Here is a 25,201-nt window from a genome sequence, read left to right on the forward strand (position 1 = left end):
GGCCCCGGAACCCTCACCCGTTCGCCCACTCCCACTCGCGCCCCCCGCCCCGAGGCCGTTGCCTGGGAGGGTGTCCCCACGTCTGCGAAGCGGTCCGGCGACCGCTCTGATCGCGCTCTCGTGCCTGCTCGTGCCCTTCGGCGCGCTGTCGGCCTGGGCCGCGTACGGGCTCGCCGACACCAGCCGCTACGTCACCACGATGGCGCCGCTCGCCGGCGACCCGGACGTGCGTGACGCCGTCGCCGACACCGTCGGGGACGGGATCATGCACGAGATCGACACGCGCGAGATCGACCGCGAGCTGGACGCGCGCGTGGTCCGGGGCACGGTGGCCCCCTTCGTCCACGAGGCGGTGCGCTCGTTCACGCAGACCGCCGCCTTCCGCACGGCGTGGAACGAGGGCAACCGGGCCGCCCACGACGCCGTGCTGCACGCCCTGCGCGACGAGCGCGCCGAGCACGACCGCCCGGTCACCGTCGACCTCGCCCCCGTGACCGCCCAGGTCAAGCGGCAGCTCACCCAGGACCACGTGCCGCTCGCCGGCCGCATCCCCGTCGAGCACACCGAGGTCTCCCTGCTCCCGGCCCAGCAACTGGGCCGTCTGCGGAAGGGGTTCCACGTGCTCGAAGTCGCCGGCTTCTGGCTCCCCGTCGCCGCCGTCGTGTTCGCCGTCGCCGGCATCGCCCTGGCCGCCCGCCGCCGCCGCGCGGTCCTCGCGACCGCGCTCGGCACCGCCCTCGGCGGCGGGCTGCTCGCCCTCGCCCTCGCCGTGGGCCGCGACCTGACCCTCTCCGACCTGCCCGGCGAGGTCTCCCACCCGGCGGCGGGCGCCGTCTACGACGCCCTCACCTCCACCCTGCGCACGACCTCCTGGCTGCTGGTGGCGATCGGCCTGACGGTCGCCGCCCTCACGTTGGTCACCGCCCGCTCCGGGCGCCCCCGTCCGCCCCGCTCCGGGCGACGTCGGCGAGCGTCCGCAGCGCCCGCTGCAGCTCCGGCTCGGGGGCCGACGCAAGCCCGAGCCTGACCGCGTCCGGGGTACGGGCCGGGTCGACGGCGAAGGCCGGTCCGGGCGTGACGGCGATCCCATGTGCGGCCGCCGCGGCCGTGAAGGTGTCCGCGCGCCATGGCGCGGGCAGCTCCCACCAGGTGAAATAGGCGTACGGATCGGACCGTACGGCGAAGGCGCCCAGGTGCCGGCCCACCAGCCGCTGCCGCCGGGCCGCCTCCGCCCGCTTCGCCGCCACCAGCCGCGCCACCGTCCCGTCCCCGGCCCACCGCACGGCCGCCGCCAGCGCGAAGCCTCCCGCGCCCCATCCCCCGGAACGCACCGCCGCCGCCACGGCCTCGACCCGGTCCGCCGGTACGACGAGGAAGCCGGCGGTGAGACCGGGGGCGACCCGCTTGGACAGCCCGTCGACGACGTGGACGAGGCCGGGGGCGTGGGCGGCCAGCGGGTCGGGGGTGCCGGGGTGCAGGAAGGCCCAGATGCGGTCCTCCACGACGGGCAGGCCGAGTTCGGTCACCGCGCGGGCGAGCCCGAGGAGCCGCGCCGGGCTCGTGGTGAGGGAGGTCGGGTTGTGCAGCGTCGGCTGGAGGTAGAGCGCGGACAGCGGCGCCGAGCGGTGGGCGGCGGCAAGTGCGTCCGGGCTGAGGCCCTCCGCGTCCGTGGCCAGCGGCACCAGGACGATCCCCAGCCGGGCCGCGATCTCCTTGACGAGCGGATACGTCAGCGCCTCGACGCCGACCCGCCCGCCGGGCCGGACCAGGGAGGCGAGGGCGGCGGCGATGGCCTGCCGGGCGTTTCCCGCGAACAGCACCCGGTCCGGCTCGGGACGCCAGCCCGGGGTGGCGAGCAGCGCGGCGGCCGCCTCCCGGGCGGCGCGGGTGCCGGTGGCGGCGGCAGGGCGCAGGGCGTCGGTGAGGCTGCCGGGCCGCAGCAGGGCCGCGAGGGCGGGTTCGAGCAGCTCGGACTGGCCGGGCGCGGTGGGGTAGTTGAGTTCGAGGTTGACCGCCGGCGGGGCGACGGCCGGGAACTCGGCGAGCGAACGGCCGGCCGGCGCCGGTGCCGCGGCCCGCACGAAAGTGCCGCGCCCCACCTCGCCCACCACCAGCCCGCGCCGCACGAGTTCGCCGTACACCCGCGCCGCGGTCGAGGCGGCGATGCGGTGCCGCCGCGCGAACGCCCGCTGCGGCGGCAGCCTCCGGCCGGGGGCGAGCCGCCCGTCCGCGATCGCGTCGGCGATCCGGTCGGCGATGCGCCGGTAGTCGTCCACGAAGGCCCCCTCGCCTGGCTTCCGCCCCCATTGCTCCGAGGGCAAAGACTCTATTGCACCGAGGAGTTGACCGCCTCTAGGGTCGCTGCCATGGCACCCTTCCTCGCATACGAGGACAAAGGCCCCGAAGAGCCACCGGCCTCCCTCGCCCCCACTGCGCCCGCCACCCCCTCCGTCCCTCTCACCCCTCTCGTTCTGATCCACGGCCACCCCTTCGACCGCACGATGTGGGCCCCGCAGCTCGACGCCTTCTCCGCCGCCCGCCGGGTCGTGGCCCCCGACCTGCGCGGCTACGGCGCTTCCCCCGTGGTCCCCGGCGTCACGCCGCTGGCGCGGTTCGCGCAGGACATCGAGGACCTGCTGGACGAGTTGAAGGTGGAGACCTTCGTCCTCGCCGGGCTGTCGATGGGCGGCCAGATCGCGATGGAGTGCTGCCGGCGCTTCCCGGACCGGATCCGGGGTCTGGTCCTCGCGGACACCTTCCCGGCTCCGGAGACGGCGGAGGGCAGGGCGGCCCGCAACGCGATGGCGGACCGCCTGCTGCGGGAGGGCATGGGCGGCTACGCCGACGAGGCGCTGGAGAGGATGGTCGCCCCGTACGCCGACGCCGCGGTCAAGGCCCATGTCCACCGCATGATGACGGCCACCCCCGCCGAGGGAGCCGCGGCGGCCCTGCGCGGCCGCGCCGAACGCCCCGACTACCGCGGCCTGCTGACCCGCCTCCCGGTCCCGGCCCTCGTCGTCGTGGGCGCGGACGACACCTTCACCCCGGTCGCCGACGCGGAGGCGATGCACGCCGCGCTCCCGGACTCCGCCCTGCACGTGATCGAGGGGGCGGCGCACCTGCCCAACCTGGAACGCCCGCAGGCGTTCAACGAGGCCCTGGGCCGGTTCCTGACACGGGTGGACGGCATCTCGTAGGTGCTGGGCCGGTTCCTGACACGGGCAGCGGGGTCATCGGGCTCGCCGGGGCCGACCACCGCGCGCTGCTCGTCGGCCTGACCCTCCACCGGCGGACAGCCCCGCGTCGAGGGGCGGGCGGTCGGGCCTGCTCGGGCACCATGGACACGGCTTGTACCCGGGCTCTCGCCCCTGCCCAAGATCATCACTTCGGGCCGCTAACCTTACGTGTCCGTCCTGGCCAGGGATCGACGGGCTTAACTCATGCGAAGGGTTGCGCACATGGGCATTCTCACTCTCCTGCGGAACGCGTTCGGCCGATCACGCAAGGGGCGCACGGCCGAGGCAGAGGGTGCGGAACGGGTTCCGTCCCAGGACACCGCCCCCGCGCACGAGGAGACTCCGTCCCCCGAGCCGGCGGCCCCCGCCGAGCAGTCGGACGCCAAGCTCCCGTCCCCGTCCCCCGAACCCACCCCAACCACCCCCCACGTCCCGGACCCCCGCCCGTCCTCCCCGGACGAACACGACCTCGTCAGCGCAGCCTTCGACAGCATCACCGTCCCCGCCCAGTCCAAGCCCCTCGACGAGCCCGCACCGGAGCCGGAGCCCAAGGCCGAGGCGCAGGCGGAGAAGCCCGAGCCGACCAAGGCCGAGAAGCCGGAGCCCGCGAAGGCCGAAGAGCCGGCCGCCGCCGAGGCCGAGCCGGAGGCGGCGCAGACCGAGGAGCCGGAGCCCGCACAGCCCGTGGCCCCGGAGCCTGCCAAGGCCGAGGAGCCGGAGGCAGCGGCGGCCGAGAAGTCGGAGCCGGAGCCGGAGGCAGCGAAGGTCACGGAGCCGGTCAGGGCCGAGGTGACGGAGCCGGAGGCAGCGGAGGACCCGGAGCCGGTCACGGCGAAGTCCGAAGCCCCGCAGGCGGAGGTGGCCGCCGAGCCGCAGCCGGCTGAGGCCCACGAGCCGGAGTCCGTCGAACCGGAGAAGCCGCAGACGGACGCCCCGAAGGCCGTGGAGGCGACCGAGCCCGAGGCCGCCGACGCCGAGCCGGAGACGGCCCCCGAGCCGGAGACGGCGAAGGCCACCAAGCCGGAGACCGCGGAGGCGGACGCCCCGCAGACCGAGGCCGAGGCCGAGGCCGCCGCCCAGCCGGAGACGCCGAAGGCGAAGGCCCCGGCGGCCGAGGAAGCCCCTCAGCCGGTGGAGCCGCAGGCCGACGAGACGCCCGAGCCGACGGCACCCGAGGCCACCGACCCGCAGCCCGCCGCGGAGCCCGAGGCAGAGCCGGAGCCGCGCGCGGCGAAGACCGAGACCTCCAAGGCCCCGGACGCCGAGAAGGCGCCCGAGCCGGAGACGCCCAACGCCGAGAAGGCCCCCGAGCCGGAGACGACTGCCTCCGAAGCCCCGGAGGCCGAGGAGGCCGAGGAGGCCGAGGAGGCCGAGGAGGCCGAGGAGGCCGAGGAGGCCGAGGAGGCCGAGGAGGCGACCGAACCGGAAGCCGCCGACGGCGAGACCGCCCCACAGGGGCCATCCGCACCCGACCACGAGACCCGCACGGGTGGTGCGGGTGGGAACGCTTCCGGCGAAGGCGAAGCCGAGACGTCCACCCCCGCCCCGGCCGGCACCCCCGCCCCAGCCGACACCCCCGCCGAACCCGGCCCCGCCCTCCCCCCCACCCTCACCACCGCCTACCAGGCAGCCACCACCACCCTCACCCGCACCGACCTCACCGGCACCCGCGCCAAGGTCTACCTCGTCCTCGACCGCTCCGCCTCCATGCGCCCGTACTACAAGGACGGCTCCGCCCAGGCCCTCGGCGAGCAGACCCTCGCCCTCGCCGCGCACCTCGATCCCGAGGCCACGGTCCACGTCGTCTTCTTCTCCACGGAACTGGACGGCACCGGCGAGCTCACCCTCACCGAGCACGAGAACAAGATCGACGAGCTGCACGCCTCCCTCGGCCGGATGGGCCGTACCAGCTACCACGCCGCCGTCGAGGCCGTGGTCGCCCACCATGAGAAGTCGGCCCCCGGCACCCCCGCCCTGGTCGTCTTCCAGACGGACGGCGCCCCCGACGCCAAGACCCCGGCCACCCAGTCCCTCACCGACGCGGCGAAGAACCACCCCACCGTGTTCTTCTCCTTCGTCGCCTTCGGCGAGCACGACAACAAGGCCTTCGACTACCTCCGCAAGCTGAAGACCGGCAACACCGCCTTCTTCCACGCGGGCCCCACCCCGCGCGAGCTCACCGACCAGGAGCTCTACGAGGGCATCCTGGCCGCCTGGCGTCCGTAACCGCTCGTAACCGCCCGCAGCCGCCGCACGGCACACCGCGCCGCCCGCTTCCCAGCCCGTAGAACGGGAAGCGGGCGGCGCGGTCGTGTCGGCTACGATTTCAAGGTTCGTAGACGAAATCGGACGGTCCGGAAAACCGCCCGGCCGTCACCCCGCGTAGCGACTTGGGAGCAGCCCGCGATGGCTCGACACCTCATCACCAGCGCCCTTCCGTACATCAACGGGATCAAGCACCTGGGCAACATGGTGGGGTCCATGCTCCCGGCGGACGTCTACTCCCGCTACCTGCGCCGGCGCGGCCACGACGTCCTCTACATCTGCGCGACCGACGAGCACGGCACCCCGGCCGAGCTGGCCGCGAAGGAGCGGGGCCTGCCGGTCGACGAGTTCTGCGCGCAGGCGCACGACGCGCAGAAGGCGGTGTACGACGGCTTCGCGCTCGCCTTCGACTACTTCGGCCGCAGCTCCTCCGCGGAGAACCGGGACATCACCCAGCACTTCGCCCGCAGGCTCAACGAGAACGGCTTCATCGAAGAGCGCGCCATCCGCCAGGTCTACAGCCCGGCCGACGGCCGCTTCCTGCCGGACCGCTACGTCGAGGGCACCTGCCCGCACTGCGGCTACGACAAGGCCCGCGGCGACCAGTGCGAGAACTGCACCCGCGTGCTGGACCCGACGGACCTGATCGACCCGCGCTCGGCGATCTCCGGCTCCACGGACCTGGAGGTCCGCGAGACCAAGCACCTCTTCCTGCTCCAGTCCAAGCTGCAGCACGAGGTCGAGGAGTGGGTCGCCCGCCACGAGGACGACTGGCCGCAGCTCGCGGCGTCCATCGCCCGCAAGTGGCTGAACGAGGGCCTGCACGACCGCGCCATCACCCGCGACCTGGACTGGGGCGTCCCGGTCCCGGCCGACACCTGGCCGGAGCTGGCCGCCGAGGGCAAGGTCTTCTACGTCTGGTTCGACGCCCCGATCGAGTACATCGGCGCTACGAAGGAGTGGGCCGACCAGGACCCGGACCACCGCGACTGGAAGTCCTGGTGGTACGACGTCGACACCGCCGTCCGCTACACGGAGTTCATGGCCAAGGACAACGTCCCGTTCCACACGGTGATGTTCCCGGCCACCGAGCTCGGCGTCCGCGAGCCCTGGAAGAAGGTCGACTACGTCAAGGCCTTCAACTGGCTGACGTACTACGGCGGAAAGTTCTCCACGTCCCAGAAGCGGGGCGTCTTCACCGACCAGGCCCTGGAGATCCTGCCCGCCGACTACTGGCGCTACTTCCTGATCGCGAACGCCCCCGAGTCGGACGACTCGTCCTTCACCTGGGAGCACTTCACGGCGACGGTGAACAAGGACCTGGCCGACACCCTCGGCAACTTCGTCAACCGGGTCCTGTCCTTCTCGAAGAAGCGCTTCGGCGAGGAGGTCCCGGCGGGCGGCGAGCCGGGCGAGGCGGAGGCCAGGCTGGGCGAGGAGATCGCACGGCTGCTCGCCGAGTACGAGGGCCACATGGAGGCGCTCCAGTTCCGCAAGGCGGCCGCGTCCCTGCGCGCCCTGTGGTCGGCCGGAAACTCCTACCTGGAGGAGAAGGCCCCCTGGCTGGAGATCAAGACCGACCAGGAGGCCGCGGCCCTCACCCTCCGCACGGCGATGAACCTGATCCACCTGTACGCGGTGGTCTCCGAGCCCTTCATCCCGACCACGGCGAAGACGATGCGCGAGGCCTTCGCCCTGCCGGACGACACGGCGGCGTGGAGCACCCCGGACGAGGCCCGCTCCCTCACCAAGCTCGCCCCGGGCATCCCCTTCACGGTGCCCCCGGTCCTGTTCGCGAAGCTCACGGACGACGACCTGGAGACGTACAAGGAGCGCTTCGGCGGCGAGGCCGCGTAGCCGCCGCTCCACCGTCCGCACCGGGGCCCGGTGACCTCCCTCCGAGGTCACCGGGCCCCGGTCGCGCGGGGCGCGCCCACGGCCGGGCACGCGTGCCGCCGTTCAGGCCGCGTGGGCGAGGACGAGCGCGCCGACCACCGGAGCGGCGTAGACCAGGGGGAAGGGGATGTGCGCGTAGGCGCGCGCCCGGGCCACGGTGATCGCCGCGCCGGTGAAGTACAGGACCAGACCGATCCCGGCGAGCAGGCCGATCACCGGCACGAACAGGCCGACCAGCAGCCCCACGGCCCCGGCGGTCTTGGCCAGGCCCAGCCAGGTCCACCACGACCGCGGCACCCCGTACTCCTGGAGGGCCTGCACGATCCACCGGACCCGCAGCAGCAGGACCGTGCCGGAGAGGCCCGCCATCAGGGCGGCCAGGACGGTGACGACGACGAGGGCGGTGTGCATGACGGTCTCCTTCGGACGGTGGGCCGGGGCGGCCGTGCGGCCGCTGCCTACCTGACGGGGGAGACGCGGAACATGTGACAGGGGCCCGGGATCGAGGTGATCCCGGGCCCCTGTGACCTCGGTGCCGGCGGGCCCCGCGGGGCCCGGCCGTGACTACTTCGGCTGCGGCTTGCGCACCGACAGGTGCAGTTCGCGCAGGCGGGCCTCGTCCAGCTCCGTGGGGGCGCCCATCATCAGGTCCTGGGCGTTGCCGTTGAGCGGGAAGGCGATCGTCTCGCGGATGTTCGGCTCGTCGGCGAGGAGCATCACGATGCGGTCGACGCCGGGCGCGATGCCGCCGTGCGGCGGGGCGCCGAAGCGGAACGCGCGCAGCATGCCCGCGAACTGCTGCTCGACGGTGTCCCGGTCGTAGCCCGCGATCTCGAACGCCTTGAGCATGATCTCCGGCTCGTGGTTCCGGATGGCGCCGGAGGACAGCTCGACACCGTTGCAGACGATGTCGTACTGCCAGCCCAGGATGTCCAGCGGGTCCTGGGTCTCCAGTGCCTCCAGGCCGCCCTGCGGCATCGAGAACGGGTTGTGCGAGAAGTCGATCTTCCCGGTGTCCTCGTCCTTCTCGTACATCGGGAAGTCGACGATCCAGCAGAAGCGGAAGACGTCCTCCTCGAAGTGACCCGCCCGGCGGGCCGCCTCGACGCGCACCGCGCCCATGATCTTGGAGACCTCGTCGAACTCGCCCGCGCCGAAGAACACCGCGTGGCCGGGGGCGAGGGAGAGGCGCTTGGTCAGCTCCGCGACGTTCTCCTCGGTGAGGAACTTCGCGATCGGGCCGGTCAGCGAGCCGTCCTCGGTGACACGGACCCAGGCCAGGCCCTTCGCGCCGAGCGTGACGGCGTAGTCGCCGAGCTGGTCGAAGAACTTCCGGGGCTGCGACGCGACGTCCGGCACCGGCAGCGCGCGCACGTGCTTGCCGGCGAACGCCTTGAACTCCGAGCCCTCGAAGACATCGGTGATGTCGACGAGTTCCAGCTTGGCGCGCAGGTCCGGCTTGTCGGAGCCGTACTTCAGCATCGCCTCGCGGAACGGGATCCGCGGGAACGGCGAGGTGACGTGCCGGCCGCCGCCGAACTCCTCGAACAGCTCCGTCATGAGCTTCTCGATGGGCTGGAAGATGTCCTCCTGCTCGACGAAGCTCATCTCCACGTCGAGCTGGTAGAACTCGCCCGGCGAGCGGTCCGCGCGGGCGTCCTCGTCGCGGAAGCAGGGCGCGATCTGGAAGTAGCGGTCGAAGCCGGAGATCATCAGCAGCTGCTTGAACTGCTGCGGGGCCTGGGGCAGGGCGTAGAACCGGCCCGGGTGCACCCGGGAGGGCACCACGTAGTCACGGGCGCCCTCGGGGGAGGTGGCGGACAGGATCGGCGTGGCCATCTCGTTGAAGCCCATCGCCGCCATCTTGTGGCGCATGGCGGAGATGACCGCCGTACGCAGCATGATGTTGCGGTGCATGCGCTCGCGGCGCAGGTCGAGGAAGCGGTACTCCAGGCGCCGCTCCTCGTTGACCCCGTCCTCGGCGTTGATCGTGAACGGCAGCGGGGCGGCGGCGCCGAGCACCTCGACCTCGCCGACCTCGACCTCGATCTCGCCGGTGGGCAGGTCGGTGTTCACGTTCTCGGTTCCACGTGAAACGGCCTTGCCGTCGACGCGGACCACCGTCTCCTTGGACAGCTTGTCCAGCGCCTCGTAGGCGGGCGTGCCGGGACGGGCGACGAGCTGCGTGATGCCGTGGTGGTCGCGCAGATCGATGAAGAGGATGCCGCCCAGGTCGCGCCGATTGTGCAGCCAGCCGCTCAGCCGGACGTCGCTGCCGACGTCAGAGGCGCGGAGCTCGCCGCAGGTGTGGGACCTGTACCGATGCATCGTCGTTCATCCAGTCTTCGCGATCGGGGTTTCCCCGGGGGCCTCTCCCCGGGACGCCCGGGCACGCACACGGCCCGGACCTCCCCAGGGTACCGGCCACGCCAAGATCGCCTCCCCACCGTTTCCGGCAGCCCGTCCGCGGCCCGATGGCGGCCCCGCGGCGGCCGATCCGCGACCCGACGGCTGCCCCGCGGCAGTCCGACATGAATTCGAGATCGCACACCTGTACGCCATCAGTGGCAGTGTGCGACGGCCTGTTCTTACAGTGGGGCAATGCGCACTGGTGAGCCCCTGCCCGCCGTGGGGGACGTCCTCGCCTCGCTCGCGACCGGCCTGTGGCACTGGGACACCGCCACCGGGCTGGTCGTGGTCGACGGCGAGGCGGCACGCCTGCTCGGACTCCCGCCCGAGGGGACCACCCTCACGGAGGCCCAGGTGCGCGCCCGCCTCCACCCCGTCGACTGGAACGAGATCACCGGCGTCATCCAGCTCGCCGTGGCCGAGGGCACCCTCGCCGAGGTGCGGGTCCGGATCATGGACGAGCGCGGCCGGATCGTCCGTATCGTGCGCAGCCGCTCCAAGCCCACCTTCGACCCGGGCAAGAGGGCGTACGAGCTGATCGGCACCCTCCAGGAGGTCACCGAGCCGACGCCGGGATCCCCGGCCGGGCGCAGCGCGGTCACCGGCGACTGGCGGCGCTCCCGCGAGGCGTTCCTGCTGGACGCGGGCCGGGCGCTGGCCGAGGCACGGTCCACGGCGGAGGTGCTGCGGGTCGCGGCCGGACTGTCGATGCCGGGCTTCTCGCCGGACGGCCTGGCCGTCTTCGGCGTGGAGGGCGACCGGCTGACGATCATCGGCCACCACGGGCAGCGCCCCGGCGACGAGGGCCCCTTCGTGCACATGGCGCTGGAGACGGACTACCCGGCCGCCGAGGCGGTCCGCACCGGCCGCGCCGTCTACCTCTCCTCCCCGGAGCAGTACCGCAGCCGCTACCCGCTCACCTGGCCGCTCGCCCAGCGCTTCAACCGCCAGTCCTGGGCGTTCCTGCCGCTGACCGTCCAGGGCCGCCCGATGGGCGCCTGGATGGCCGCCTTCACCTATCCGGTCGCGTTCACGCCCGACGAGCGCTCCGTGCTCACCACGGTGGCCCGGATGCTCGCCCAGGCCCTGTCCCGGGCCGGCACCGCCGAGACCGAACGGGAGCTCAGCGAGGGGCTCCAGCGCACGATGCTGCCCACGCTGGGCCCCGGCATCCCCGGCATGGACGTCGCCGCCCGCTACATCCCCACCGGCGGCGGCCTCCAGGTCGGCGGCGACTGGTACGACATGGTCCCGCTGCCCGGCGGCTCCTCACGGACGGCGTCCGGGGGCCGGTTCGCCCTCGTCATCGGCGACGTCCAGGGGCACGACGTGCGCGCCGCGGGGCTGATGGGGCAGCTGCGGATCGCACTGCGCGCCTACGCCTCCGAGGGCCACCGCCCCGACGCGGTCCTCACCCGCGTCTCCCGGTTCCTGCACGGCATCACCAGCGACCCCGACAGCGCCGACCTGCGCTTCGCGACCTGCCTGTACGCCGAGGTGGACCCCCGCACCGGGGTGCTGGAGATCGCCCGCGCCGGGCACCCGGACCCGGTGATCCGCATGGCCGACGGGACGGTGCTGCTGCGGCCGACGGCGGGCGGGCTGCCGCTCGGCATCGACCCGGACGCCGACTACCCGACCACCCGGTTCACGCTGGAACCCGGCGAGACGATGATGATCTGCACCGACGGCCTGATCGAGACCGGCGGCCACGACCTGGACACCGGCTGGCAGCGGATCCGGTCCATCCTCGAACAGCACGAGGGCGGCTCCGAGGAGCTCGCCGACGCACTCGTGCAGGCCGTGCACGGCCCCTCCTCGCACCACACCCCCGGCCCGCTGGCCGACCGCCGCGAGGACGACATCGCCGTACTGCTGCTCAGCCGCCGGGGCGAGGAGCACGGCGGCGCGGCGGCCGTCCGGCCCGAGGTCCGGCGCACGCTGCTGAGCGTCGCGCAGGCGGAGCCCGAGCGGGTCTCGGTGGCCCGGCAGCAGCTGCGGGAGCTGCTGCACGACTGGTCGTCGGAGGAGCAGGTGGACTCGGCCGTACTCCTGCTGTCGGAGATGCTCGCCAACGTCCTGCTGCACACCGACGCCGACGCGCTGCTGCTCGCCGAGATAGCGGGCGAGCAGGGCGAGCGCCGGATGCGGGTGGAGGTCACCGACGCCGGCGACGACCTCCCGCACAAGCGGCGCCCCGGGGAGCTGGCCTCCTCCGGCCGCGGCCTGGTGCTGATCGAACTCCTCGCCGACGCCTGGGGCGTGGACCCGCGCGGCCAGGGCAAGAGCATCTGGTTCGAACTCTACGAACCGGCGGCCAAATAGGGCACTCGCGTCACCGGCCGCAGCCTCGGCCGGGGCACGGCTACGCCTGGGACGCGTACCGGTCGCGGAGCTCGTGGGCCACGCCGAACGCGGCCGCCGTGAGGGGCACGGCCAGCAACATGCCGACGATGCCGGCGACCGACGCGCCCGCGGTGATCGCCAGCATCACCACCGCCGGGTGCATCTGCACGGTCCGGCTCTGGACCACCGGCTGGAGCACATGCCCCTCCAGCACCTGCACGGCGAGTACGACCCCGAGCGTCCACAGCGCGACGACGAACCCGCGGTCGGCGAGCGCGACCAGCACGGCCACCGCGCCGGAGAGGAAGGCGCCCAGGTAGGGGATGTAGGCGCCGACGAAGACGAGCGCGCCGAGCCCGACCGAGCCGGGCACCCGCAGGACAAGCAGGCCGACGGTGATGCAGACGGCGTCGATGAAGGCGATGAGGGTCGTGCCCCGCATGAACCCCTCGACGCCCCGGAACGCCCGGCGGGCCATGGCCTCCACCGTGTCGGAGGTGCCGTGCGGGGCGAGGGAGCGCAGGGCTTCGGCGGCCCGGTGGGAGTCCCGCAGGAAGAAGAACACGAGCAGCAGCGCCAGTACGGCCATGGCGAGGCTCTCGCCGACCACGCTGACCCCGCTGATGACGTTGGAGGCGGCCGTCCCGCCGAACTTGCTCAGCAGGTCCCGGGAGTTCGAGGCCAGGTCGTCCAGGGAGGTCCCCGCCGCCCCGAAGTGCTCGGCGAGCGACCGGGCCGCGGACTTCAGGGAGGAGACGATCTGCTCCCCGCTGTCCACCAGCGCCGCCACCACGATGTACACCGCCCCGCCGACCACGGCCACCACGGCGACGCAGGTGAGTCCGGCGGCGAGCGACCGGTTGACCCCGGCCGCCACCAGCCGCCGGAACAAGGGCTGCAGCAGGGCGGTGCCGAGCAGGGCCAGCAGCACCGGTGTCACGGTGGTGCGGAACTCCACACACAGCCGGACGCCGACCCAGACCACCCCGGACACCAGCAGGACGACGGCGCACCAGGCGCCGAGACGCCGGACGGGCTCGGGGAGCAGCAGCACGTCCCCAGCCGAACACGCCCCGGACGGGCTGTCCTGCGCGGACGGCCCGCCCGGGTGACGGAAGCGGTGGAGGTGAGGGAGGCGCTGCGGAGGCGGCTGCGGCGACGGAGGCGGTTGCGGTGACGAGCGGTCGGGGCCCGCGGGCTCCGGCGCCCACCGGAGGTGGGTGCCGGAGCGTCAGGCCCGCGGGCCGCTCTCCGACATCCCGTGCACGGCCGGGATCGTGCCCAGCCGGCCCTTCTGGAAGTCCTCGAAGGCCTGCATGAGCTCGTCGCGGGTGTTCATGACGAACGGGCCGTAGTGGGCCATCGGCTCCCGGATCGGCTGCCCGCCGAGGAGGACGACCTCCAGGTCCGGCGTGTGCGCGTCCTGCTTCTCGTCCGCGCGGACGGTCAGCGCGGAGCCGGTGCCGAAGACGGCGGTCTGGCCGAGGCGGACCGGCCGGCGCTCGGCGCCCACCGCGCCGCGTCCCGCCAGCACGTAGGCGAGTCCGTTGAAGTCCTCGCGCCAGGGCAGGGTGATCTCCGCGCCCGGCGCCAGCGTGGCGTGGACCATGGTGATCGGCGTGTGCGTGATGCCCGGACCCTGGTGGCCGTCCAGCTCACCCGCGATGACGCGCAGCAGCGCGCCGCCGTCGGGGGAGGTGAGCAGCTGGACGTTGCCGCCGCGGATGTCCTGGTAGCGCGGGGCCATCATCTTGTCCCTGGCCGGGAGGTTCACCCACAGCTGCAGGCCGTGGAAGAGACCGCCTGACACCACCAGCGACTCCGGCGGGGCCTCGATGTGCAGCAGGCCCGAGCCGGCGGTCATCCACTGGGTGTCGCCGTTGGTGATGGTGCCGCCACCGCCGTTGGAGTCCTGGTGGTCGAAGACGCCGTCGATGATGTAGGTGACGGTCTCGAAGCCGCGGTGGGGGTGCCACGGGGTGCCCTTGGGCTCGCCCGGCGCGTACTCCACCTCGCCCATCTGGTCCATCATGATGAACGGGTCGAGATGGCGGTAGTTGATCCCGGCGAACGCCCGGCGCACCGGGAAGCCCTCGCCCTCGAAACCGCTGGGCGCGGTCGTGACGGCGAGCACGGGACGTGCCACGGCGTCGGCCGGCGCGCTCACGCGCGGGAGCGTCAGCGTGTTCTCCACGGTCACTGCAGGCATGGTCGGTACCTCCTTGTGCGGACACTTTAGTTGAGCGTTGAACTTTCTGCCACCCCCAACAGAGAGAGCCCGGAGGGCATTCCCTCCGGGCTCGGTGCCTCCGCACGGCAAGGGCGGGCGGCTAGCCGCCTGCGAAGCCATGGCGTTCAGCCATACATCCGGCGCATCGCGAAGTCGACCATCTGCTCCACGGCCTTCGCGTCGAAGACGATCCGGTGCTCACCCTCCATGTCGAGGACGAAGCCGTAGCCGGTGGGGAGCAGGTCGATCACCTCGGAGCCGGTGATCACGAAGTACTTGGACTCCTTGCCGGCGTACCGGCGCAGCTCCTTGAGCGAGGTGAACATCGGGATCACGGGCTGCTGGGTGTTGTGCAGGGCCAGGAAGCCGGGGGTGTCACCGCGCGGGCAGTACACCTTCGACGTGGCGAAGATCTGCTGGAAGTCCTCGGCGGGCATCTGGCCCGTGGTGAAGGCCCGCACCGCGTCGGCGAGTGACGGCGGAGACGGCTCCGGGTACAGGGGCGGCTGCTGGCCGTATCCGCCGACGCCGCCGGGCATCTGCTGCTGCGGCGGGACGTAACCCTGCTGCGCGCCCGCGCTCTGCTCGTAGCCGTACATGCCCGCAAGAGTAGTCAACGGCCCGGCCCCGAGTAGAGCCTCGTCACAGATGACCGATCGGGGTTGCTTCTTATTACCGACGGGTAGCATCATCGGAGCTACTTGTTGGTACGTGAACCAGTCGCGAGGAGTCAGTGCCTCGCCCGAGTCCTCACACGGGAGCCGTAGCCATGGGGCACTACAAGTCGAATCTCCGCGACATCGAGTTCAACCTCTTCGAAGTTCTCGGGCGGGACAAGCTCTACGGCACCGGCCCGTTCGAGGAGATGGACACCGACACGGCCAAGAGCGTCCTCGAGGAGCTGACCCGCCTCGCGGAGAACGAGCTGGCCGAGTCGTTCGCGGACGCCGACCGCAACCCGCCGGTCTTCGACCCCGAGACCAACACCGCCCCGGTGCCCGCGAGCTTCAAGAAGAGCTACAAGGCCTTCATGGACTCCGAGTACTGGCGTCTGGGCCTGCCCGAGGAGATCGGCGGCACCACCGCTCCCCCGTCCCTGATCTGGGCCTACGCGGAGCTGATCCTCGGCGCCAACCCGGCCGTGTGGATGTACTCCTCCGGCCCGGCGTTCGCCCGCATCCTCTTCGAGGAGGGCACCGAGGAGCAGCGGAAGCTCGCGCAGATCGCGGTCGAGAAGACCTGGGGCTCCACCATGGTCCTCACCGAGCCCGACGCGGGCTCCGACGTGGGCGCCGGCCGCACCAAGGCGGTCAAGCAGGAGGACGGCTCGTGGCACATCGAGGGCGTGAAGCGCTTCATCACCTCCGGTGAGCACGACATGGAGGAGAACATCCTCCACTACGTCCTCGCCCGCCCCGAGGGCGCCGGCGCCGGCACCAAGGGCCTGTCCCTCTTCCTCGTCCCGAAGTACCTCTTCGACTGGGAGACCGGCGAGCTGGGCGAGCGCAACGGCGTGTACGCCACCAACGTCGAGCACAAGATGGGCCTCAAGGCCTCCAACACCTGCGAGATGACCTTCGGCGACCGCCACCCCGCCAAGGGCTGGCTGATCGGCGACAAGCACGACGGCATCCGCCAGATGTTCCGCATCATCGAGTTCGCCCGCATGATGGTCGGCACGAAGGCGATCTCCACGCTCTCCACCGGCTACCTGAACGCGCTGGAGTACGCCAAGGAGCGCGTCCAGGGTCCGGACCTGGCGAACTTCATGGACAAGACCGCGCCCAAGGTCACCATCACGCACCACCCCGACGTCCGCCGCTCGCTGATGACGCAGAAGGCGTACGCGGAGGGCATGCGCGCCCTCGTCCTCCACACCGCCTCCGTCCAGGACACGATCGCGGTCAAGGAGGCCAACGGCGAGGACGCCTCCACCGAGCACGCGCTGAACGACCTGCTCCTGCCCATCGTCAAGGGCTACGGCTCCGAGAAGGGCTACGAGCAGCTCGCCCAGTCGCTGCAGACCTTCGGCGGCTCCGGCTTCCTGCAGGAGTACCCGATCGAGCAGTACATCCGCGACGCCAAGATCGACACCCTGTACGAGGGCACCACCGCCATCCAGGGCCAGGACTTCTTCTTCCGGAAGATCGTCCGCAACCAGGGCGCCGCGCTGAACTCGCTGGCCGAGGACATCAAGAAGTTCCTGGCCCTCGGCACCGGCGGCGAGGAGCTGGCCGGCGCCCGCGAGCACCTGGCCAAGGCGACCGTCGAGCTGGAGGCCATCGTCGGCCTGATGCTGACCGACCTCGCGGCCACCGAGCAGGACGTCAAGAACATCTACAAGGTGGGCCTGAACAGCACCCGTCTGCTGCTGGCCTCCGGTGACGTGATCGTCGGCCACCTGCTGCTCAGGGGCGCGGCGATCGCCGCCGAGAAGCTGGAGACCGCCTCCGCCAAGGACAGGGCGTTCTACCGGGGCAAGATCGCGGCGGCGAAGTTCTTCGCGGCCAACGTCCTGCCGGGCGTCACCCTGGCCCGCAAGGTCTCGGAGAACGTCGACCTCGACCTGATGGAGCTGGACGAGGCCGCCTTCTAGTCCGTCCGCGGGGGAGGGTCCGCCGGTCCTCCCGCGGGGCACGGTCCGGTCCTCCCGCAGGGGCCGGCGACCCGCACGCGGGGTTTTCCGGAAACTCCACACCGCCCTCACGAGGGCCCGTTCCCGATCACAGGGAACGGGCCCTCGTCCGTCGTTAAGGTGAACCCATGAGTACAAGCCAGCGCTTCGATCGCGGCCACACCGACGACCTCATGTCCTTCCTGGCGGCCGGACCGTCGCCGTACCACGCCGTGGCGAACGCCGCCGAGCGGCTGGAGAAGGCCGGCTTCCGCCAGGTCGCCGAGACGGACGCCTGGGACGGCACGTCCGGCGGCAAGTACGTGCTGCGCGGTGGGGCGATCGTGGCCTGGTACGTCCCCGAGGGCGCCGCGCCGCACACCCCCTTCCGCATCGTCGGCGCGCACACGGACTCCCCCAACCTGCGGGTGAAGCCGCAGCCCGACCTCGGCGCGCACGGCTGGCGCCAGGTCGCGGTGGAGATCTACGGCGGCCCGCTGCTGAACTCCTGGCTCGACCGCGACCTCGGCCTGGCCGGCCGGCTGACCCTGCGCGACGGCTCCACCCGCCTGGTGAACGTCGACCGGCCGCTGCTGCGGGTCCCGCAGCTCGCCATCCACCTCGACCGCTCGGTGTCCTCCGAGGGCCTCAAGCTCGACAAGCAGCGGCACCTGCAGCCGGTGTGGGGGCTGGGCGACGACATCGGCGAGCGCGACCTCGTCTCCTTCCTGGAGGAGGAGGCCGGCGTCCCGGCGGGTGAGGCGGCCGGCTGGGACCTGATGGTGCACTCCGTGGAGCCGCCGGCCTACCTCGGCCGGGACCGCGAACTGGTCGCGGGCCCGCGCATGGACAACCTGCTGTCGGTGCACGCCGCCACGGCCGCGCTCGCCGCGGTGGCCGGGGCCGAGCTGCCCTGCATCCCGGTGCTCGCCGCCTTCGACCACGAGGAGAACGGCTCCCAGTCCGACACCGGCGCCGACGGCCCGCTGCTCGGCAACGTGCTGGAGCGCTCGGTGTTCGCGCGCGGCGGGTCGTACGAGGACCGGGCGCGCGCCTTCGCGGGCACCGTCTGCCTGTCCTCCGACACCGGCCACGCCGTCCACCCCAACTACGCCGAGCGGCACGACCCCACGCACCACCCGCGTGCGGGCGGCGGCCCCATCCTCAAGGTCAACGTCAACAACCGCTATGCCACGGACGGTTCGGGCCGGGCGGTCTGGGCGGCGGCCTGCGAGAAGGCCGGCGTGCCCTTCCAGTCCTTCGTCTCCCACAACTCCATGCCGTGCGGCACGACCATCGGCCCGATCACCGCGGCCCGGCACGGCATCCAGACCGTCGACATCGGCGTGGCGATCCTGTCCATGCACAGCGCCCGCGAACTGTGCGCGGCCGACGACCCGTTCCTCTTGGCCAACGCGCTGGCGGCGTTCCTCGAGGGCTGACCGGCGGCCCATGAGGAATCGCTTCAGCATGGTCGCCGGATGTCCGGGTACCCGACGGGGACCGGAAGGGACCGGAACAGGCCGGAACCACCGGACCTGACACCGGACAGGAGGCAACACTCATGGGCCTCGGCGGATGCATAGTCCTCATCGCGGTGGGAGCCATTCTCACGTTCGCGACCGACTGGCACATGCAGGGCGTCAACCTCGACCTCGTCGGCATCATCCTGATGATCGTCGGCCTGATCGGCGTGGTGACGTTCAGCAGCATCGCGCGGCGACGCCGCGTCATGGTGCCGCCCACGACGGCCGTGGTCGAGGAGGAGCGGCACCACCACGCCCGCGACGGCTACACCGACGGCTACGGCGTGTGAGCGGACGCCGATCAGGCGTCCAGCCCCGCCAGCACGAGCGGCAGCCGGTCCGCCCCGCCCGCGGTGAGGCGGACCGGGACGCCCCAGTCCTGCTGGTGCACATGACAGGCTGGGTATTCGTTCGCCGGGTCGTCGTCGCACGAGGCGGCCATCGCGGAGACGTGCAGCACGCCCTCCGCCACCGCGGGGTTCAGCTCCAGGGCGCGTGAGAGGTCCGTCCCCGCGCCCTCGCCCTTCAGCAGCAGCTCCGGCGGCGTGGAGGAGACCAGCAGCCGCGTCGACGGGCCGTACCGCGTGTCCAGTTTCTGGCCCGCCGGGGCCTCGAAGATCACGTCCAGCCGGAGCGAGCCGGGGGCCACCTCGGTCGCCGCCCGCTGGGTACGGTGGGCGACCGACTCCACACGCACCGCCTCCTCCGGCAGCCGCAGCCGGGTCAGCCGGTGCCGGGCCGACTCCACGACCACGATGTCCTCGCCGACGAGCACCGCGCCACTGGGCTCGCGCAGATCGGTGGCCAGCGTCGTCACTTCACCGGTGGCCGGGTCGTAGCGGCGCAGGGCGTGGTTGTAGGTGTCGGACACGGCGACCGAGCCGTCCGGCAGGGCCGTGACGCCCAACGGGTGCTGCAACAGCGCCTGTCCGGCCGCCCCGTCCCGGTGCCCGAAGTCGAACAGACCGGTGCCGACGGCCGTGTGCACGGAGCCGTCGGGATCCACCCAGCGCAGCGCGGAGGTCTCCGAGTCGGCGAGCCACAGCCGTTCGGGCGTGGCCGCGAGGCCGGACGGCTGCGCGAACCACGCCTCGGCACCCGGCCCGTCGACGAGCCCCTCGTTGGTGGTGCCCGCGGTGACGCCGACCGTCCCCTCGGCCGGGTCGTACGCCCACAGCTGGTGCACCCCCGCCATGGCGATCCACACCCTGTCGTTCCACCAGGCCACGTCCCAGGGGGACGACAGCTTCACCTCACCGCCGGGGCCGGACGTGGCCTCGCCCTGCATCCACTGGTACCCGGTGCCGGCCAGGGTCGTGGTCCGTCCCGTCTCCGGGTCGAAGCGCCGCAGGGCGTGGTTCACCGTGTCCGCGACGACGACGGTGCCGTCCGGCAGCAGCGCGAGCCCCTGCGGCTCCTGGAACCGGGCCCGGCCCGGGGCGCCGTCGGTCAGCCCCCGGCCGCCCTGGCCGATCCGCCGGACGACCGTCTCCCCGTCCGCCTCCAGCTCCACCAGCTGATGCCGGGTCGTGTCACTGACCAGGAAGTTCCCGCTCGGCAGCAGCAGCGCCCGCCCCGGGAAGCGCAGGGTGGTCGGCTCCGGCTCGGGTGCCACGTACGGCCCGTCGCCCCGCCGCAGGGTGCCCTTCGCCGCATGCTCGGCCTCCAGCTCCTCCACCAGCCGCTCGATGGCGTGCGCGTGCCCCTCGCCGGCGTGCTGCGCGACGACGTACCCCTCCGGGTCGATCACCACCAGCGTCGGCCAGGCCCGCACCGCGTACTGCTTCCAGGTGGCCAGCTCCGGGTCGTCGAGCACCGGGTGCTCCACCCCGTACCGCTCCACGGCGTCGACCACCGCCTGGTGCTCCGCCTCGTGCACGAACTTGGGCGAGTGCACCCCGATGATCACCACCGTGTCCCGGTGCTTCTCCTCCAGCTCCCGCAGCTCGTCGAGGACGTGCAGGCAGTTCACGCAACAAAAGGTCCAGAAATCCAGGACGACGATGCGACCCCGCAGGTCGGCGAGGGTGTACTGCCGGCCACCGGTGTTCAGCCAGCCGCCCCTGCCGGTCAGCTCGGGGGCGCGGACACGTGCGCGCTTTGCCATGCGTCAAGCCAACCACACGGCTCCGGACGCGGTTCTCCGGGGACGCGTGAGCACGACGTTCCCCACGGCTCAGCCCGTCGGCCTACCGGCGGCGTTCCGGAGCGGCCGCCGGGGAAGCGGTGAGGGCATGAGATTCCTCGTGCGCGACCGGATCCTCGGCATCGGTGACGACTACTGGATCGAGGACGAGCAGGGCCGCAAGGTCTTCCTCGTCGACGGCAAGGCGATGCGGCTGCGGGACACCTTCGAGCTGAAGGACGCCCAGGGCCGGATCCTGATCGACATCCACCAGAAGATGTTCGCCCTGCGGGACACCATGGTGATCGAGCGGGGCGGTGAGGCCCTGGCGAAGATCCGCCGCAAGCGGCTGTCGCTGCTGCGCAACCACTACCGGGTGTCCCTGGTGGACGGCACCGAACTCGACGTCAGCGGCAAGATCCTCGACCGCGAGTTCGCCGTCGAGTACGACGGCGAACTGCTGGCGGTGATCTCGCGGCGGTGGCTCACCGTCGTGGAGACGTACGGGGTCGACGTCGTACGGGAGGACATGGACCCGGCGCTGGTGATCGCGGTGGCGGTGTGCGTGATCCACCTGGCGGAGAAGGAGCGGGACGACGACTAGTGCCGTCCCGGCGCCCGTCCGGCGCCCGCGGATCAGGCGGGTGCCGGGGACCGGCCGGCTACCGGCCGCCGGCCCGGCGGCGCGGTGGTTCCAGGCCCAGCACGCGGTCCTTCAGGGCCGGGAACTGCTCCCGGGTCGTGGCGACCTTCCCGGAGTCGAGGTCCACGGTGAGGACCTCCTCCCCGGCGCCGGCCTCGGCCAGCACCTCGCCCCAGGGATCCACCACGATCGAGTGACCCGCCTGCGGAACCCCCGCGTGCGTCCCGGCCGTTCCACAGGCGAGCACGAAGGCCTGGTCCTCCACCGCCCTCGCCCGGGCCAGCAGCGTCCAGTGCGCGCGGCGGCGTTCGGGCCAGCCCGCCGGGACCACCAGCGTCTCGGCCCCGGCGTCGACGAGCCCGCGGAAGAGTTCGGGGAAGCGGAGGTCGTAGCAGGTGGCCAGGCCCAGGGTCGTCTCGGGCAGACGCACCGTCACCAGTTCGCTGCCCGCGCCCATCAGCACGGCCTCGCCCTTGTCGAAGCCGAAGCGGTGGATCTTGCGGTAGGCGGCGGCGAGTTCTCCGGAGGGGGTGAACAGCAGGGATGTGTTGTAGAGCGGGCCGTCGGGATCGCGCTCGGGGATCGAGCCGGCGTGCAGCCACACGCCCGCGTCGCTCGCCGCCTTGGCCATCGCCTCGTACGTCGGCCCTTCGAGCGGTTCGGCCCGGCCCGAGAACTCCTCGAAGGCGAAGGCCCCGGTGGTCCATAGCTCCGGCAGGACCACGAGATCGGCTCCGGCCTGTTCTCGTACCAGCGCGGCCACCCGTTCACGACGCGATTCGATCGATTCGTCCTCGTTTACGTCGATCTGGATCAGCGAGGCGCGCACACTACCACCGTCCTGACATTCGAGTCGTCCTCACGGGCCTACGATCGTCACACGAAAGCACTGCCGGGGTGCCTCACAGCAGCGTAACTTGGGGGTCCCCTGCTCGAAGCGGAGCGGAGAGCCCGGGGGAGCTCGAAGACACCCGCCGACAGCAGCCACCTCTGCCTGGCAACGCCGCCACCATCAGCCCGTGTACCGACCGCCGAGGGGTCCCGTTCCGTGAGTCTGCATCCCACCCTCCAGCCCTACGCCGACGCCTGGACCCATTCCGTCGAAGCGATATCCGAGCTGGTGCAGCCGCTCGTGGAGGGCGAGTGGAACCGGCGGACACCGTGCCCGGGCTGGTCGGTCCGCGACCTGGTCTCCCACGTCATCGGCATGGACTGCGAGATGCTCGGCGACCCCCGCCCCATCCACTCGCTCCCGCGCGACCTGTTCCACGTCGCCAGCGAGCACCAGCGCTACATGGAGATGCAGGTCGACGTCCGCCGCCATCACACGGCGCCGGAGATGACCTCCGAGCTGGAGTACACGATCATCCGCCGCAACCGCCAGTTGCGGAACGAGTCCCGAGACCCCGGCACCAAGATCCGCGGGCCGCTCGGCACGGAGATCACCCTCGAAGAGGCGATGCGCTACCGCGCGTTCGACATCTGGGTGCACGAGCAGGACCTGCGCGCCGCCCTCGGCCGCCCCGGCGGGCTGGACGCTCCCGGTGCGCTGGTCGCCCGTGACTATCTGCTGGGCGAGCTGCCCGACGTGGTCGCGGTGAAGGCCGACGCCCCGCGCAGCTCGGCGATCGTCTTCGACGTGCACGGGCCGGTGGAGTTCCTGCGCACGATCCGCGTGGACATCCAGGGCCGCGGCACGCTGGAGACCGCGCCCGCCCTCGGCCCGGCCGCGACCCTCACCCTCGACTGGGAGACGTACGTCCGGCTGGCCTGCGGCCGGGTCGCTCCGGAGGCGGTGGCGGACCGGGTGAAGGCGGAGGGCGACCCGGATCTGACGGAGGCGATCCTGCGGAACTTCAGGGTGACGCAGTAGGGGACTTCTCCTGAGGTCACCCCGAAGCGGGGGCCCGGGGGCTGCCCGCTCCCGGGAACACCGGCAGCGGGTGCCCTACGCGGGAACGTGCACCGTCTCCACCCGGCTCGCCACCAGCCGCTCCCGCTCCCTGAGCGCCGCCCTCGCGCGCAGCCGCAGGATCTGGCTCACGCCCAGCGCCTGGAGCACGAACACCGCCGAGAAGGCGATCGTGTAGTCGTCTCCGGTGGCGTCCAGGAGCACGCCGATCGCGAACAGGGTCGTCATCGAGGCGACGAAACCGCCCATGTTGGTGATTCCGGATGCCGTGCCCTGACGCTCCGGCGGGTTCGCGGGCCGGGCGAAGTCGAATCCGAGCATGGAGGCCGGCCCGCACGCCCCGAGCACCGTGCACAGCGCGACGAGCAGCCACATCGGCGCCCGTTCACCGGGGTACGCCAGCGTCGCGGCCCACATGCCGGCCGTGGCCGTCACCGTGCCGAGCGCGAGCGGCAGCCGGGCCGCGTGGTGCCGGGCGACGACCTGGCCGTAGACGAGGCCGACGACCATGTTGGACAGGACGACCAGCGTGAGCAGTTCGCCGGCACTCGCGCGGGACAGCCCCTGCGCCTGCACCAGGAACGGCAGCCCCCACAGGAGCAGGAACACCATCGCCGGGAACTGCGTGGTGAAGTGCACCCAGAGCCCGAGCCGGGTCCCCGGCTCCCGCCAGGCCGCGGCGATCTGCCTGCGCACATAGGCGGCGCCGTGGTGCGCCGGCGGCGCCGGTTCGTGGCCCTCGGGGTGGTCCCTGAGGAAGAGGAGCAGCAGGACCAGCACCGTCACGCCGGCCAGCGCGCTGCCGGCGAAGGCGGCGGTCCAGCCCAGGGAGTGCAGCAGCCGGGCCAGCACCAGCGTGGACACCAGGTTGCCGGCCATGCCGACCAGCCCGGCGAGCTGGGCGACCAGCGGCCCGCGCCGGGCGGGGAACCAGCGGGTGCCCAGCCGCAGCACGCTGATGAACGTCATGGCGTCGCCGCAGCCGAGCAGCGCGCGCGAGGCGAGCGCCGTGCCGTACGACGTGGAGAAGGCGAAGCCGAGCTGTCCGACCGTGAACAGCACGACGCCGAGGCCGAGCACCCTCTTGGTGCCGAGCCGGTCGACCAGCAGGCCGACGGGTATCTGCATGCCCGCGTAGACGAGGAGCTGGAGGATCGAGAAGGTGGACAGCGCCGAGGCGTTCACGTGGAAGCGGACGGCGGCGTCGAGGCCGGCGACCCCCAGCGAGGTACGGAAGATGACGGCGACGAAGTAGACGGCGACGCCGATGCCCCAGACGGCGACGGCCCGCCGGCCGCCGGGCGGGTCTCCCGGCAGGGAGACGGACGAGGAGCTCATCGCACCTCTCCCCGGGCCAGGTGGGAGAACCAGCCGACGTGGCGGTGGACGACCTCGACGGCCGCATCCGCGTCTCCGGAGCGCAGCGCGTCGAGGATCTCCTCGTGCTCGGCGAGCGTCTTGGCGATCCGGTCGGGGTGGGAGTGCATGACGGCGACGCCCATCCGCAACTGGCGGTCGCGCAGTTGGTCGTAGAGCCGGGAGAGGATCTCGTTGCCGCCACTGCGGACGATCTCGGCGTGGAAGCAGCGGTCGGTGACGGCGGCCTCGGCGAAGTCACCCGCCGCGGCCTGCCGCTTCTGCCGGTCGAGCAGTTCCTGAAGCCGTTCGAGCAGAGCGGGCGGCGCGGGTACGGCCTTGCGCGCGGCGTGCTCCTCGACCAGCAGCCGGGTCTCGACGACGTCGGCGATCTCCTGCGCGGAGACCGGGAGAACGAGGGCTCCCTTTTTCGGGTAGAGCTTGATGAGCCCCTCGACCTCCAGCCGCAGCAGCGCCTCGCGCACCGGTGTGCGCGAGACCCCGACGGCCTCGGCCAGCTCTCCCTCGGTGAGCAGCGTCCCGCCCTCGTAACGGCGGTCCAGGACCCCTTGTTTGACGTGGGTGTAGACGCGGTCGGCGGCGGGAGGTTGTTTGACGGCCAGGCTCATGCCCACAGCATAGA

General features: G+C 72.3%; 20 protein-coding genes. 10 read left to right on the top strand and 10 right to left on the bottom strand.

Annotation, left to right across the window (positions count from 1 at the left end):
• Positions 1-70 precede the first annotated feature (70 nt).
• On the top strand, positions 71-1,027 hold the full coding sequence (locus tag ACIQ9G_RS19070) for a hypothetical protein (protein ID WP_403610647.1): 957 nt from the start codon (positions 71-73) through the stop codon (positions 1,025-1,027).
• On the opposite strand, the gene ACIQ9G_RS19075 is transcribed toward ACIQ9G_RS19070, so the two are convergent.
• Positions 918-2,276: a PLP-dependent aminotransferase family protein gene (locus ACIQ9G_RS19075; RefSeq protein ID WP_403610650.1), complete on the bottom strand. Its 1,359-nt coding sequence runs from the start codon at positions 2,274-2,276 to the stop codon at positions 918-920. The two genes, ACIQ9G_RS19070 and ACIQ9G_RS19075, sit on opposite strands and share 110 nt — an antisense overlap.
• A gap of 90 nt (positions 2,277-2,366) precedes the next feature.
• Here ACIQ9G_RS19075 and ACIQ9G_RS19080 point away from each other — a divergent pair, with 90 nt between their 5' ends.
• The 3 genes from ACIQ9G_RS19080 (at position 2,367) to metG (ending at position 7,358) form a co-directional block, all read left to right on the top strand.
• Positions 2,367-3,197, top strand: a complete 831-nt coding sequence (locus ACIQ9G_RS19080) for an alpha/beta fold hydrolase (protein WP_403610652.1) — start codon at positions 2,367-2,369, stop codon at positions 3,195-3,197.
• A 261-nt stretch (positions 3,198-3,458) separates the two neighbouring features.
• Entirely contained in the window at positions 3,459-5,462 is a 2,004-nt protein-coding gene (locus ACIQ9G_RS19085; protein ID WP_403610655.1) for a VWA domain-containing protein, read from the top strand.
• 180 nt (positions 5,463-5,642) lie between these two features.
• Positions 5,643-7,358: a methionine--tRNA ligase gene (gene metG / locus ACIQ9G_RS19090; protein WP_403610657.1), complete on the top strand. Its 1,716-nt coding sequence runs from the start codon at positions 5,643-5,645 to the stop codon at positions 7,356-7,358.
• Positions 7,359-7,460: 102 nt separating this feature from the next.
• Here metG and ACIQ9G_RS19095 read toward each other — a convergent pair whose 3' ends face one another.
• Together ACIQ9G_RS19095 and aspS are read right to left on the bottom strand one after the other, a co-directional pair.
• Positions 7,461-7,808, bottom strand: coding sequence for a DoxX family protein (locus tag ACIQ9G_RS19095; protein ID WP_356194826.1), 348 nt, complete (start codon positions 7,806-7,808; stop codon positions 7,461-7,463).
• A 153-nt stretch (positions 7,809-7,961) separates the two neighbouring features.
• Positions 7,962-9,725, bottom strand: coding sequence for an aspartate--tRNA ligase (aspS, locus tag ACIQ9G_RS19100; protein ID WP_403610660.1), 1,764 nt, complete (start codon positions 9,723-9,725; stop codon positions 7,962-7,964).
• Between the two features lie 273 nt (positions 9,726-9,998).
• On the opposite strand from aspS, the gene ACIQ9G_RS19105 reads away from it, so the two are divergent.
• The gene (locus ACIQ9G_RS19105; RefSeq protein ID WP_403610663.1) at positions 9,999-12,131 is read left to right on the top strand and encodes a SpoIIE family protein phosphatase; all 2,133 of its coding nucleotides are present in this window, start codon (positions 9,999-10,001) and stop codon (positions 12,129-12,131) included.
• 40 nt (positions 12,132-12,171) lie between these two features.
• On the opposite strand, the gene ACIQ9G_RS19110 is transcribed toward ACIQ9G_RS19105, so the two are convergent.
• The 3 genes from ACIQ9G_RS19110 to ACIQ9G_RS19120 all read right to left on the bottom strand — a co-directional run bounded on the left by ACIQ9G_RS19110 (position 12,172) and on the right by ACIQ9G_RS19120 (position 14,981).
• Positions 12,172-13,206: an AI-2E family transporter gene (locus tag ACIQ9G_RS19110; protein WP_403610666.1), complete on the bottom strand. Its 1,035-nt coding sequence runs from the start codon at positions 13,204-13,206 to the stop codon at positions 12,172-12,174.
• Positions 13,207-13,383: 177 nt separating this feature from the next.
• Complete coding sequence (locus ACIQ9G_RS19115; protein ID WP_403610669.1) at positions 13,384-14,361, bottom strand: pirin family protein; 978 nt, start codon at positions 14,359-14,361, stop codon at positions 13,384-13,386.
• Positions 14,362-14,507: 146 nt separating this feature from the next.
• Positions 14,508-14,981, bottom strand: coding sequence for an SseB family protein (locus tag ACIQ9G_RS19120; protein ID WP_356181649.1), 474 nt, complete (start codon positions 14,979-14,981; stop codon positions 14,508-14,510).
• Between the two features lie 170 nt (positions 14,982-15,151).
• On the opposite strand from ACIQ9G_RS19120, the gene ACIQ9G_RS19125 reads away from it, so the two are divergent.
• The 3 genes from ACIQ9G_RS19125 (at position 15,152) to ACIQ9G_RS19135 (ending at position 18,812) form a co-directional block, all read left to right on the top strand.
• Complete coding sequence (locus ACIQ9G_RS19125; protein WP_403610671.1) at positions 15,152-16,978, top strand: acyl-CoA dehydrogenase; 1,827 nt, start codon at positions 15,152-15,154, stop codon at positions 16,976-16,978.
• A 167-nt stretch (positions 16,979-17,145) separates the two neighbouring features.
• Complete coding sequence (locus tag ACIQ9G_RS19130; protein ID WP_403610674.1) at positions 17,146-18,438, top strand: M18 family aminopeptidase; 1,293 nt, start codon at positions 17,146-17,148, stop codon at positions 18,436-18,438.
• A 122-nt stretch (positions 18,439-18,560) separates the two neighbouring features.
• Positions 18,561-18,812 (top strand): DUF6458 family protein, encoded by a 252-nt coding sequence (locus ACIQ9G_RS19135; protein WP_392192185.1) that lies wholly within the window; start codon positions 18,561-18,563, stop codon positions 18,810-18,812.
• Positions 18,813-18,823: 11 nt separating this feature from the next.
• On the opposite strand, the gene ACIQ9G_RS19140 is transcribed toward ACIQ9G_RS19135, so the two are convergent.
• Positions 18,824-20,629 (bottom strand): NHL domain-containing thioredoxin family protein, encoded by a 1,806-nt coding sequence (locus ACIQ9G_RS19140; protein ID WP_403610677.1) that lies wholly within the window; start codon positions 20,627-20,629, stop codon positions 18,824-18,826.
• 127 nt (positions 20,630-20,756) lie between these two features.
• Between ACIQ9G_RS19140 and ACIQ9G_RS19145 the strand changes: the two genes are divergently transcribed.
• Positions 20,757-21,251, top strand: coding sequence for an LURP-one-related/scramblase family protein (locus ACIQ9G_RS19145; protein WP_403610680.1), 495 nt, complete (start codon positions 20,757-20,759; stop codon positions 21,249-21,251).
• Between the two features lie 58 nt (positions 21,252-21,309).
• On the opposite strand, the gene ACIQ9G_RS19150 is transcribed toward ACIQ9G_RS19145, so the two are convergent.
• Positions 21,310-22,119: a carbon-nitrogen family hydrolase gene (locus tag ACIQ9G_RS19150; RefSeq protein ID WP_403610683.1), complete on the bottom strand. Its 810-nt coding sequence runs from the start codon at positions 22,117-22,119 to the stop codon at positions 21,310-21,312.
• A 219-nt stretch (positions 22,120-22,338) separates the two neighbouring features.
• On the opposite strand from ACIQ9G_RS19150, the gene ACIQ9G_RS19155 reads away from it, so the two are divergent.
• Positions 22,339-23,163 (top strand): maleylpyruvate isomerase family mycothiol-dependent enzyme, encoded by an 825-nt coding sequence (locus ACIQ9G_RS19155; RefSeq protein ID WP_356181630.1) that lies wholly within the window; start codon positions 22,339-22,341, stop codon positions 23,161-23,163.
• 75 nt (positions 23,164-23,238) lie between these two features.
• Here the strand turns inward: ACIQ9G_RS19155 and ACIQ9G_RS19160 are convergent, their stop codons facing one another.
• Together ACIQ9G_RS19160 and ACIQ9G_RS19165 are read right to left on the bottom strand one after the other, a co-directional pair.
• On the bottom strand, positions 23,239-24,540 hold the full coding sequence (locus tag ACIQ9G_RS19160; RefSeq protein WP_403610686.1) for a nitrate/nitrite transporter: 1,302 nt from the start codon (positions 24,538-24,540) through the stop codon (positions 23,239-23,241).
• Complete coding sequence (locus ACIQ9G_RS19165; protein WP_403610689.1) at positions 24,537-25,187, bottom strand: GntR family transcriptional regulator; 651 nt, start codon at positions 25,185-25,187, stop codon at positions 24,537-24,539. Before ACIQ9G_RS19165 ends, ACIQ9G_RS19160 begins: the two co-directional genes overlap by 4 nt.
• Between the last annotated feature and the right edge of the window lie 14 nt (positions 25,188-25,201).

Source organism: Streptomyces sp. NPDC096152 (genome assembly GCF_044763235.1).
Classification (GTDB): domain Bacteria; phylum Actinomycetota; class Actinomycetes; order Streptomycetales; family Streptomycetaceae; genus Streptomyces.

Bases quoted from the DNA above. Each gene is read 5' to 3' on its own strand.
- ACIQ9G_RS19080 (WP_403610652.1), top strand. From the start codon at position 2,367: ATGGCACCCTTCCTCGCATACGAGGACAAAGGCCCCGAAGAGCCACCG.
- ACIQ9G_RS19085 (WP_403610655.1), top strand. From the start codon at position 3,459: ATGGGCATTCTCACTCTCCTGCGGAACGCGTTCGGCCGATCACGCAAG.
- metG (WP_403610657.1), top strand. From the start codon at position 5,643: ATGGCTCGACACCTCATCACCAGCGCCCTTCCGTACATCAACGGGATC.
- ACIQ9G_RS19095 (WP_356194826.1), bottom strand. From the start codon at position 7,808: ATGCACACCGCCCTCGTCGTCGTCACCGTCCTGGCCGCCCTGATGGCG.
- aspS (WP_403610660.1), bottom strand. From the start codon at position 9,725: ATGCATCGGTACAGGTCCCACACCTGCGGCGAGCTCCGCGCCTCTGAC.
- ACIQ9G_RS19105 (WP_403610663.1), top strand. From the start codon at position 9,999: ATGCGCACTGGTGAGCCCCTGCCCGCCGTGGGGGACGTCCTCGCCTCG.
- ACIQ9G_RS19115 (WP_403610669.1), bottom strand. From the start codon at position 14,361: ATGCCTGCAGTGACCGTGGAGAACACGCTGACGCTCCCGCGCGTGAGC.
- ACIQ9G_RS19120 (WP_356181649.1), bottom strand. From the start codon at position 14,981: ATGTACGGCTACGAGCAGAGCGCGGGCGCGCAGCAGGGTTACGTCCCG.
- ACIQ9G_RS19125 (WP_403610671.1), top strand. From the start codon at position 15,152: ATGGGGCACTACAAGTCGAATCTCCGCGACATCGAGTTCAACCTCTTC.
- ACIQ9G_RS19130 (WP_403610674.1), top strand. From the start codon at position 17,146: ATGAGTACAAGCCAGCGCTTCGATCGCGGCCACACCGACGACCTCATG.
- ACIQ9G_RS19135 (WP_392192185.1), top strand. From the start codon at position 18,561: ATGGGCCTCGGCGGATGCATAGTCCTCATCGCGGTGGGAGCCATTCTC.
- ACIQ9G_RS19140 (WP_403610677.1), bottom strand. From the start codon at position 20,629: ATGGCAAAGCGCGCACGTGTCCGCGCCCCCGAGCTGACCGGCAGGGGC.
- ACIQ9G_RS19145 (WP_403610680.1), top strand. From the start codon at position 20,757: ATGAGATTCCTCGTGCGCGACCGGATCCTCGGCATCGGTGACGACTAC.
- ACIQ9G_RS19160 (WP_403610686.1), bottom strand. From the start codon at position 24,540: ATGAGCTCCTCGTCCGTCTCCCTGCCGGGAGACCCGCCCGGCGGCCGG.
- ACIQ9G_RS19165 (WP_403610689.1), bottom strand. From the start codon at position 25,187: ATGAGCCTGGCCGTCAAACAACCTCCCGCCGCCGACCGCGTCTACACC.